Source organism: Betaproteobacteria bacterium (genome assembly GCA_016791345.1).
Taxonomy (GTDB): Bacteria; Pseudomonadota; Gammaproteobacteria; order Burkholderiales; family JAEUMW01; genus JAEUMW01.
The window spans coordinates 1-9,780 of sequence record JAEUMW010000117.1; the positions used below are offsets into that span (position 1 = coordinate 1).

The 9,780-nt window shown below is 66.4% G+C and carries 9 protein-coding genes; 4 read left to right on the forward strand and 5 right to left on the reverse strand.

The window, feature by feature from the left end; translation table 11 throughout:
- Both JNK68_04660 and JNK68_04665 read right to left on the reverse strand, forming a co-directional pair.
- A partial coding sequence (locus JNK68_04660) for an 8-amino-7-oxononanoate synthase (GenBank protein MBL8539645.1) occupies nt 1-240 on the reverse strand: 240 nt, incomplete at its 3' end.
- A gap of 222 nt (nt 241-462) precedes the next feature.
- Complete coding sequence (locus tag JNK68_04665) at nt 463-891, reverse strand: hypothetical protein (GenBank protein MBL8539646.1); 429 nt, start codon at nt 889-891, stop codon at nt 463-465.
- Nucleotides 892-1,145: 254 nt separating this feature from the next.
- On the opposite strand from JNK68_04665, the gene JNK68_04670 reads away from it, so the two are divergent.
- Complete coding sequence (locus tag JNK68_04670; GenBank protein MBL8539647.1) at nt 1,146-1,397, forward strand: hypothetical protein; 252 nt, start codon at nt 1,146-1,148, stop codon at nt 1,395-1,397.
- 49 nt (nt 1,398-1,446) lie between these two features.
- Here the strand turns inward: JNK68_04670 and JNK68_04675 are convergent, their stop codons facing one another.
- Genes JNK68_04675 through JNK68_04685 form a run of 3 tightly spaced genes read right to left on the reverse strand, consistent with a single transcriptional unit; the run spans nt 1,447 to nt 4,797 of the window.
- On the reverse strand, nt 1,447-2,838 hold the full coding sequence (locus tag JNK68_04675; protein MBL8539648.1) for a sensor histidine kinase N-terminal domain-containing protein: 1,392 nt from the start codon (nt 2,836-2,838) through the stop codon (nt 1,447-1,449).
- A gap of 13 nt (nt 2,839-2,851) precedes the next feature.
- A complete protein-coding gene (locus JNK68_04680) occupies nt 2,852-3,541 on the reverse strand; it encodes a response regulator (GenBank protein ID MBL8539649.1) in 690 nt (229 codons plus the stop codon).
- A 59-nt stretch (nt 3,542-3,600) separates the two neighbouring features.
- A complete protein-coding gene (locus tag JNK68_04685) occupies nt 3,601-4,797 on the reverse strand; it encodes a GGDEF domain-containing protein (GenBank protein ID MBL8539650.1) in 1,197 nt (398 codons plus the stop codon).
- Nucleotides 4,798-5,243: 446 nt separating this feature from the next.
- Here JNK68_04685 and JNK68_04690 point away from each other — a divergent pair, with 446 nt between their 5' ends.
- The 3 genes from JNK68_04690 to JNK68_04700 form a co-directional block, all read left to right on the forward strand.
- Nucleotides 5,244-6,902, forward strand: a complete 1,659-nt coding sequence (locus JNK68_04690) for a hypothetical protein (GenBank protein ID MBL8539651.1) — start codon at nt 5,244-5,246, stop codon at nt 6,900-6,902.
- 196 nt (nt 6,903-7,098) lie between these two features.
- Nucleotides 7,099-8,136, forward strand: a complete 1,038-nt coding sequence (locus tag JNK68_04695) for a cytochrome c5 family protein (GenBank protein ID MBL8539652.1) — start codon at nt 7,099-7,101, stop codon at nt 8,134-8,136.
- A 447-nt stretch (nt 8,137-8,583) separates the two neighbouring features.
- Nucleotides 8,584-9,780, forward strand: a 1,197-nt coding sequence (locus tag JNK68_04700) for a hypothetical protein (GenBank protein ID MBL8539653.1), incomplete at its 3' end; no start/stop codon positions are given.

The window sequence follows — 9,780 nt, forward strand, 5'->3', positions numbered from 1 at the left end:
CGCCAGTGTGCCATGCGTGGAACGCGATCCCGAGATGCCGGTCCCGTAGCGATCAACCGCGGCCTTCGCGGCAGCGGCCACCTTCGGGTGTGTCGTCAGACCGAGATAGTTGTCCGCTCCCAGCATCACCACCTTGCGGCCGGCCATGACGGATTCGCCCCGCAGTGCCGACTGGAGTTCCGGGAAGAAGGAAGCCCTTCCGGTGACGGCAAGGTACTCCGGCTGAGGGGAAATCATCATGGCAGCTCCTGTCCTGGACGATTCGAAGACGGTCCGCATCGACCAACGGGCTGGATCGCCACTCCCTTGCTTCCCTCGCGTCCTGCGAAACCCGGCCATGCGTGCACAGGCAGGGTACGCGGGGATGCTTACTCAGACCTTTCCGGTATCCGCAACGGGTCGCGAGCGTGACAACGGGGGCCAACGCGGCGACAAAGCAGACCTGCGCGGCAGCGCGTTCCGTCAGGGTTTGTTCTTGAGGGCTGACTTGCAGACGAAATCGAGCTGCGACTCGGACACCGAATCCGGCGCGACCGGGGTGAACGAGGTCGCGTCGACTTCCAGCGTGATCTGACCGACGCTCTTGCCCTTGGCGTCGAGGTAGATAACCTCTCCGACGGCAAAGCTGCGCTCCTCGCAGTTGTACCACGCCAGATGCTTGGACGCGCGAAACGCGCGAATGCCGCTGCCCGGAAAGCCCGGCTGGTCCTCGGTGTACTGCCACTTGTCCCACGCTCGTCGGAGCTTGTCCTTGAGCACGATGCCGTGCGCGTCGACGTAGATGGTCCCCTCTTTCGCCGTCGCGACGAGCTGCCAGTCGGCCGCGAGTGCCGGCGCGGGCAGAACGCTGGCGGCGACCAGCGAGGCGAAACCGAAAACTGCTCTGTTCATGAACAGGCTCTTGTCACGCGGGCGGTGCGCTGCAGGGGTGGAGTGTCGTACGGATGCCGGGAGAAGGAACTCTCCCGGGCAGGGTAACACGCGTGTCGATTTCCGCGCTGTATCCTCGGGTCATCCGATGCCGTTCGGCGGCAGGCTGGCCGGTGCACCGGCCACGACGGGCTCCGAAAGGTTCGGGAAAGCGAACCCCTGTAGCATATGCTGGGTGAGCGACAGGCCGCCTTTGCGGTCAGGCAGGAGTTCAAGTGGACAAGCGAACGATAGAATCCCGGCTGCGGGCGGCAGTGCGCCGCCGGCTGGGGACCGGCAGGGAATGCGCGGTTACCTCCAACAGCAGATTCGCCGATCTGGGGATTGATTCCCTCGATGTCATGGACGTTCTCTTCGAGGCCGAAGAGGAGTATGGCATTCGCTTTACCGACCGGGCCGCGCGGGCTTTTGTCACGATCGGCGACGTTGCTGCGTACATCGCAGGCAGGCAGGCGCAGACCGCCTGAGTGACGGGATTTTCGCCGAAGTCATTACGGCGTCTGTCACGGGAGTGCCTTACGGCTCGGTGGCCGGCCATTGGCCGAAGGCGATGCGAATCAGGGTACCGCCAGCGGGTTGCACGCGCTCGAGGCGCACTTCTGCACCGTGGGCGTGGGCAATCTCGCGGACGATGGCGAGCCCGAGGCCGGAACCTCCCGGCGGACTGCCGCGAAGCCGATAGAAGCGTTCGAACACGCGGTCGCATTCTGCCTCGGGGATGCCCGGGCCATCGTCCTCCACCGAGAGGCAGATGGCCGGAGACGTCTCCAGCCTGACCGTCACCATGCCGGGCCGACGCCCGTAGCGGATGGCGTTGTCGATGAGGTTGTTCATCATCTCCTGGAGCAGCAGGGGGTCTCCCGTCACCATGATCGGGCGTTCCTCGCCTGAAAACCCCAGGTCGACGTTTGCAGCGAGTGCCTGCGGCACCCATTCGGCACAGGTCTCTTGCACCAGTCGTGCGAGATCGAGACGTTCGAAATCCCGGCTGCGGCTTCCGCTCGGCTCGGCGCGCGCCAGGGTAAGCAGCTGATTGACGATGCGCGTGGCACGCCGGGCCGAATGCTGCAATTGTTCGAGTGCCTTGCGCAGCGAGTCGGAATCGCCGGTGCGCGCAGCGCGGTCGATCTGCGTCATGAGGCCGGCGAGCGGCGTCCGGAGCTGGTGCGCCGCGTCTTCGATGAACTGCTTCTGCGAGCCCAGGGCCTGCTCCAGACGCTGCATGAGATCGTTCACCGCGTGCATGAGCGGTTGCAGCTCCTCCGGCGTGTGCTTGTCGCTCACCGGCCGCAAGTCGCTCCAGCCGCGGCGGGTGATCGCCGTGGCGACGCGCTCGACCGGCCGCAGCGCGCGGCGCACGCCCACCCACAGGAGCGCGATGACGACGACGGTGAGCAGGAGTTGCGGCACCAGCACGGCGGCGAAAAGGTCGCGCAGGAGCGCCTTCCGTTCGTCGAGATCCTCCCGCACGAGGACCATCGCGGCGGGTTCGTCACTGCCGGCAAAGAGCGACAGCGCAGCGACCCTCACCGGCTTGCGGCCGATTGCCGCATCGAAGAACTGCACCGGCGTTCTCCTGCCCGGCCAGTCCTCGGGCGCCGGGACGTTCGGGTCACCGGCCACGGTCTCGCCGCTGCGCGCGACCACGCGGAATTTGTCTCCCCGATAGAGATCCGATTCGATGGAGGTCAGCATCGCCCGCGGCAGCGCGAGCCGTGGCTCGCCTCCTTCCAGCCGGACGTGATCGAGAATCACCTGGCCGGTGTTGAGAAGCTGGCTGTCGAAGGCGCGCGTCGCGAAGGTACTGGCGACGAGATAGCAGACGGTCGTGCTCACCAGCAGCGCCGTCAGCACGGGCGGCGCCATCCACGCCAGCAACTCGACGCGGAGGCTCTTGCGCAGCGTCACGTCTGCCTGGGATTCAGACGATCGGGGCCGGCGTGCTGCCGGCCGGTTCGAGCAGGTATCCCAGTCCGCGAATCGTGCGGATCGTCACGTCGGCGTGCTGCAGCTTCTTGCGGATGCGGTGCACGTAGACCTCGATGGCATTGGGCCCGACGTCGTCGCGCCACTCGTAGAGGCTCTGCATCAGCGTGTCCTTGTTGACGACGCGGCCGACGCGGTTCATCAGCACCTCGAGCACGGCGAGCTCGCGTGGCGACAGATCGACCGGGACGCCGTCGATCGCCGCACGGCGCGATCCGATGTCCAGTGTGATGCGGCCGATGCAGATCTCGTTGTTGGCGCCGCCATGCGCCCGCCGCATCAATGCCCGCAGCCGGGCTTCGAGTTCGCCCGCTTCGAAGGGCTTGATGAGGTAGTCGTCGGCACCGAGGTCGAGGCCGCGAATCCGGTCGCCGACCGCATCGCGCGCGGTCAGGATCAGCACCGGCGTGCGGCTGCCGCGGCGGCGCAATCGCTGCAGCACCTCGAAGCCGTCGATGCCCGGCAGCCCGAGATCGAGGATGATGAGGTCGTACTCCTGCGTGCCGAGGACCGAGTTCGCGCGCTCGCCGCTGTCCACGCTGTCGACGGCATAGCCACCCTCGCGCAGGGTGGACGTAAGTCCGTCGGCGAGGACCGGGTCGTCTTCCACGATGAGGATGTGCATGATGAGGAGGGGGCCGGCAGGGTGGGGTTGTGCGATTGCGGACGTGCGCACAGGAAGGCTCAGGCGCAGTTCTGCTTCCGGCCCTGCGCCTTCGCCTGGTACATGAGGTCGTCGACGGTTCGCAGTGCCTGTGCTGTGCTGGCTGGTGGCGCGCCGAAGGTCTTCCATCCTACGCTCGCGGTAATGGCGAAACCAGCCGCCTGCATGCGTCGCGCGATCGTCTCGCCGAGCTCGCGCGACTTGCGACGGCAATCGTCGGCCTGCATGTTGGGCAGGACGATGATGAATTCGTCGCCGCCGATCCTGCCGATCGCATCGGAATCCCGCGTGCACTGCCGCAGCACGTCGGCCACCAGCTGCAGGGCCTCGTCGCCGGCGTGATGACCGCGGGTGTCGTTGAGCGTCTTGAAGCCGTCGAGGTCGAGCAGCGCGAGCGAGAGCGCCCCGCCATAGCGCTTCTGCCGGAGAAGCTCCCAGTCCACCCTCGACAGGACCGCGCGACGGTTGGGCAGGCCGGTGAGCGGATCGGTCTGCGCCTCGTTCAGGGCTGCCAGATACCGGCTGCGCGCCGCCCGCGCGAGGTACACCACGAGCGCGGAGGCCGCTGCCGCCACACCGATGTCAGTGATAAACGAGGGCACGCTGACCACCTGGTGCGAATAGGTGATGATCTGCAGCAGCGTCGTCACCACCAGGGCGACCAGGGCCGCCGTCAGGCGCTGGCAATAGGTTGCGACAACCGCCAGCGGGAAGACGTAGAGCACGTGCAGCTTGATCTCCTCACCGGTCGTGAGATCGAGCGCGAAGATGAACGCCGCCGCGAGTGCGCAGGCGAGGAGAACGAATACCGGCGAGCGCGCCCCGAGATGGGGGACCGCGTTCATGGCCCGCGGCGCGGCCCGCTTGTCTTCGAAGGCTGCCTCCGCCTCGTCGAGGTGGCTGACCAGCATGTGCGACAGAAGATTCACAGCGACCCCGCCGAAGACCAGCGGAAACACGTAAAGCGCGAGCGATACCTGTCCGGAAAAAAGCTTGTCGTAGATCGTCGTGCCGGTCGGCTTGGCGAGTTGCGACAGATGCTGCAGCAGAACGACGTTCACACCGGCAACCGCGAGCAGCACGGTGGCGAACGCGCCGACGGTCCAGCGCGAGATCGACACCTTCCTGAACAGGAAGGCATAGATGCCGGCCGGAATCACGATCGAGAAGAGGACCAGCAGGACGAACTCGCTTTCGTGGAACACGTCCGGCGTCATCGGGGGTCCTCCAGTCCGCCGGAGAGGTGGACCGGACGTTCGCGAGGCGTCGCCGTCGGGGGGCGTGCTTGCACGTAAGGGAAGCTGTACACGGAAGTCATCACAGAAGCGGGAGTGCGCAATCAGTGAAGCGTGCGGGTTACGAGGCGCTCGCACGATCAACCCTCGCGCGGTTTCCGCGATTGACGCATGGCGGGCCATCGACTCGATATCGGCCTCGAACGTGGGCGAAGTTTGGGACGAAAACCTGTCGCGAACCTTTCGAAAAGGGGCGATCGAGTGCGCCCGCTGGGGCTTGGCGCAAGGCACGGCGCGGTCGCCCCGGGCATCTGGCGGTCCGGATCCCGGATTCACGCGTTCCTCGCATCCGGTGCCCGCCGGCCAGTGGCGACGCGCCTCGACGGCGGCATATACTTGCCGCCTCCCATCGCCCTCGCAGGCTGCCCATGCCCGACGACCAACGAGCGACCGAGAAGCGCGTGCGGCACTTCCGGCACATCCTCCTGTGGCCGCTGCAGCTCATGCCGATCCGCGAGGGCGCGCAGATCCAGAAGCACTGGGAGGTGCTCGAGCAGGAGCGGGAAGGCAACCCCTGGCACGAGGTCCTGGACGAGTTCACGGGTGATCCGGCCGAGTTCAAGGAACGGCACTACAACGAATTCGTCACTTTCCTGCCGCACGTCCAGCGCTTCCTGTATGGCGAGAGCCGGCGCGCGGGGCAGGAGATGCAAGGCGGCGGTTCGGCCATGCGCGTTTTCCGGCGCGAGGACGTAGCCGCCGCGCGTCTCACGCTCGCGCTGGGCACCGCGCCGCTCACCCTGAGCGTCGCCCACGTCGACCTCTACTTCTTTTTCGACATCGATGTCGTGCTGCTGGGGGTGGAAGTGTTTGCCGACGACCTGCCGCTCGTGATCGCGGAGGATGTTCTCTATCGATTCGGTCGCGCCTACCCGGCCGGGTGGGAGGAGAACGGCCAGGGTGCGCACTGCGTGCACAAGACGGAGTGGCTGTCAGCCGCGGGCGAGGTGCTGGCGGTCTCGGACTACGAGCGGCGGGACAAGTATCTGTCGTTCGTCTGCCGGCACCGCGCGCCCTGCCTGGCCGCGCACTGGGCGTTCCTGCTGCAGCCGCTGGTGCTCGACCACGCCGATGAGCGCGGGCTGATTCGCTATCGCCAGATCGAGTACTACCGCATGCCGGTGATGGGCTATCTCGCGATGGAGAAACCGAAGGCACTCTCGCGCAGCGACTTCATCCGGCTCGGCCTGGTGACGGCGGCTGGTGCCGACGAGACGCTGCCGTATTCCGACCGTCACGTCGCGGACTTCGAGGAGAAATTCTGTTACGACCGCTACTGGAGCGACCGCGTGGAGGAACGCAACACGCGGCTCTTGTGCTGCGGCCATGCGCTGGTGGTCGTCGGCGATGCCAATGCGCGCGTGTTCGTCGACCGCGAGACCGGCGTCTTCAGCCAGTTCCGCCACCAGTATTTCCTGCTGTTCCTGATCGCGCATTTCCACAAGGCGGCGCTGCTCATGTTCTCGGATCGGCTGGTCGACGCATTGAACCGGCTCGAGGTGCACAACGCGGACTCGGTGAAGCACTTCAAGCGCGCGATCCGGCAGCAGTTCGAGATCTTCTTGCGCTTCACCCACCGCTACTGGTTCCACCAGCTCTCCGACCAGGCGCAGTCGCGGACGCTCTTCAGCATGTGCGCGCGACACCTGGGCACCGATCCGCTGTTCGAGGAAGTGCAGCAGGAGATCCAGGAGATGAACAGCTACCTCGACAGCGACAGCCTGCGGCGTCAGGCGAACACCGTCGTGCGGCTCACCGTAGTCACGACGTTCGGCCTGATCGGCACCCTGTGCACCGGCTTTCTCGGCATGAACGTGATCGATGCTGCGGACATTCCGCTGTGGCAGCGGGCGCTGCTCTTCATGGTCTACTTCGTGCCGTCGGTGGCCCTGATCCTTTTCTTCATCGTCAAGTCGAAGCCGCTGTCGGATTTCCTCGAAGCGCTGTCGGACGAGCGCCTGCCGCAGGTAGCGAAGCTCTCCTCGCTCGCCGAAGTCTGGCGCCGGCGGCGGCGCCCCGTGCGCTGAGGAGGTATGCGCGCCTGTCCGCGCCGTCTTGCCTCGTGGCGGGCATTCCAAAGCGTTGCCGACGGGTCGAGCGGCATACTTTTTTGACATGGATCAGCTCCAGCTCTATTTGGGCGGGTTCCGCCCCAGCGTGGCGCGCATTTTTTCCTATACTGCAAGAAATGTCTGATCACGGTTGCTCAAGGGAGGTGCCGCCATGTTCACGACTGAAACAGGATACAGGCTGTCGGCGCTCGGCTTGACGGCGGTCGCTACACTGCTCGTCCCGCAGGCGGCGCAGGCCGACCGGAGCGGAAAAGAGGTGGTCGAGGCAGTCTGCGCGACCTGTCACGCGACGGGCGCCAAGGGCGCACCAATAATCGGCAATACCCAGGCGTGGAGCAAGCGTGCTTCGCAGGGACTTACGGCCCTGACCGGGCACGCGATAGAGGGTATCCGCGACATGCCGGCGCACGGCGGTAATCCGAACGTCACGGACTTCGAGATCAAGCGTGCCGTCATCTACATGGTGAACCAGTCGGGTGGTGCGTGGTCCGAGCCCATCGACAAGTCGGCAGCGCTCGCCGAGCGTACCGGCGAACAGGTGGTGCAGACGCAGTGTGCACGCTGCCACCAGACCGGCGAAGGCGGTGCGCCCAGGATCGGCGACCGTGCGGCGTGGACGCCGCGGCTACAGCAGGGATTGAATGTTGCCGTTCGATCCGCCATCAGCGGACACGGCGGGATGCCCGCGCGCGGCGGTCTGGTCGATTTGACCGATGCCGAGATCCGGAGCGCAGTGGTGTACATGTTCAACCCGGCGGGTACCACAGCAAAGGGACCGACGCCGCCGATGATCACCGTCTCGGCAGCGAATCGGAAGACGATCGGCAAGACGGAGGTCTATCTCGGGGTGGTGCCGGCCGCATCGCTCGCCGCCCAGCAGGCGAAGCGGGGCACGAAGGGTCCGATGCACGGTAGCATTCCGAGCGGCACGGACTACTACCACGTCAACATCTCGCTCATCGACAGCGAGACCAAGGGCGAAATCACGGACGCCAACGTGGAGGTCACGGTCGAAGATCTCGCAATGCGCGGCGAGACCAAGAAGCTCGATCTCATCGCGATCGGCGACCACATTAGCTACGGGAACTACTTCCAGATGGTCGGGAGGGATCCCTATTCGATCGGCGTGCGGATCAAGCGAGGCAAGAGCGTACCGGTAAGCACGAAGTTCGAATTCAAGCCAAGCTGAGGCCGCGGCACGGTCGTCTCCGTCGGCTACTCGTCGGTCCCTAAGGTCGGCGTAGTCGGCCCGTCGGCGCACCGCATCGCAGTGGCCGACGGTGCGCAGCTCGGCGTAGCCGCCGTGCACGATGCGGCACCGAGGCACCGCGACCAGATTCGGGCGGGACGCGATGTATTCGACCGGAGTATCGATGTGCATGCTGCCGCCATCGGAGATGTCCATGCGCAGCGACACTGCGTGGCGGGAGACGAGTCGACAATGAGAAGTCATGAGGTGCACCTGAAGCGGTGCGATGCGCTGCGCACGGCGATGGGAAAGTTGGTCGGCTTCGTCACATCCGGCCTGCTGCCGTCGGGCGCGGGCGCCTCGCACTCGAATTTGCCTACCGGGCAGGACGGGAACGTCCGCAGGCTGCGTGCGGCGTAAGCGGGTGCGTGAGCAGGAGGTCGGCCGATGACCGAGGCCGCGGGCCGACATGGGTCGAGAGGCGTCGCCGTCGCCTGGGCCTGGGCCATCGCCGTGGTGGTGGCCGTCAACGTCTTTCTCAATACCCGAATGGCATTGCCGCTCGGGTTCTCGGACGAGTTCACCTACGCCGTCCTGAGCGCGCGTTTCGGCCAGGAGTCGACGCTGGCCGGCAACCCGCTGGTGGTCACGCTGGACGCGCCGAACCGCGTCTTCCTGGCCCTCTACGGGCTGCTCGGCTCGCCGCCGCGGCCGGTGTTCGAACTGGCGCGGGTGCTGAACAGCCTGCTGCTCGCGCTGGGCATGGGGGTGCTTTTCGTCGCCGCCCGTGCAGGGCGTGCGTTGGCGCCTGCGTTCGCGGTGGGGGTCGCCTACGGGCTCGGACCGCAGTCGACGTACGCGGCCTACTTCGCGCCGGAGACGATGTACGCGGTGGCGTTCTTCCTGCAAGCCACGCTCGCCGCCCTCGCACTCGGCCGCGAGGACGCGCGTCTGGCCGCACTCGCCGGCGCTGCAGTGGCCGTGCTGTCGCTGGTCAAGCCGCACGGCCTGCCGGTGGCAGCGGTAACGGCCGTCTTCATGGGTCTGCACGCGGCACGGCAGCGCCACGCCGATTCGCGCTCGCTCTGGCTCGGCTGTCTCGGTTATCTGATCGCGCTCTTCGTCGTGCGCGCGGTGCTGAGTTGGGCGCTGGCACCGGACGTGACTGCCGGGAATGCGCTCACGGGGTCGCTGTATGCCCGATTCGTGGACAGCATGGCAGCGGCGCTCGTCGATCCCGGACGGTATGCAGCGTTCGCCACGCTGCTCGCTGCACACTGCGCTGTCGCGGCCTGCCTCGCGGGACCTGCGCTCGTCGCAGGGCTTGCGCAGGTCCCCGGCCGCCTCGCCGGGGACCACGGGTCGGCGCGCTTCGCCGCGACGCTCGCCGGACTCACCGCGTGGCTCGCGGTTGCGCTCATCGTGATGACGACGGTGTTTACCGTCGCGGCCGAGGAGACGAACCGCCTGCACGTGCGCTACTACGGTTTCTGCATTCCGCTGCTCTTCGTCGGCTTGGCCTGCCTGCATGCCAACGGGCTCTGGAGCCGTCGCCAGCAGGCGCTGGGGCTCGCCGTGTGGTTGCTGGGCATTGCCGGTTGCGGGTTCCTCGTCGATGACTATCTGCGGTCTCCCTTCGATGCC

Excerpts from the sequence above, each read along its gene's own strand:
- JNK68_04695 (MBL8539652.1), top strand. The coding sequence starts at position 7,099 with ATGTTCACGACTGAAACAGGATACAGGCTGTCGGCGCTCGGCTTGACG.
- JNK68_04665 (MBL8539646.1), bottom strand. The coding sequence starts at position 891 with ATGAACAGAGCAGTTTTCGGTTTCGCCTCGCTGGTCGCCGCCAGCGTT.
- JNK68_04680 (MBL8539649.1), bottom strand. The coding sequence starts at position 3,541 with ATGCACATCCTCATCGTGGAAGACGACCCGGTCCTCGCCGACGGACTT.
- JNK68_04690 (MBL8539651.1), top strand. The coding sequence starts at position 5,244 with ATGCCCGACGACCAACGAGCGACCGAGAAGCGCGTGCGGCACTTCCGG.
- JNK68_04685 (MBL8539650.1), bottom strand. The coding sequence starts at position 4,797 with ATGACGCCGGACGTGTTCCACGAAAGCGAGTTCGTCCTGCTGGTCCTC.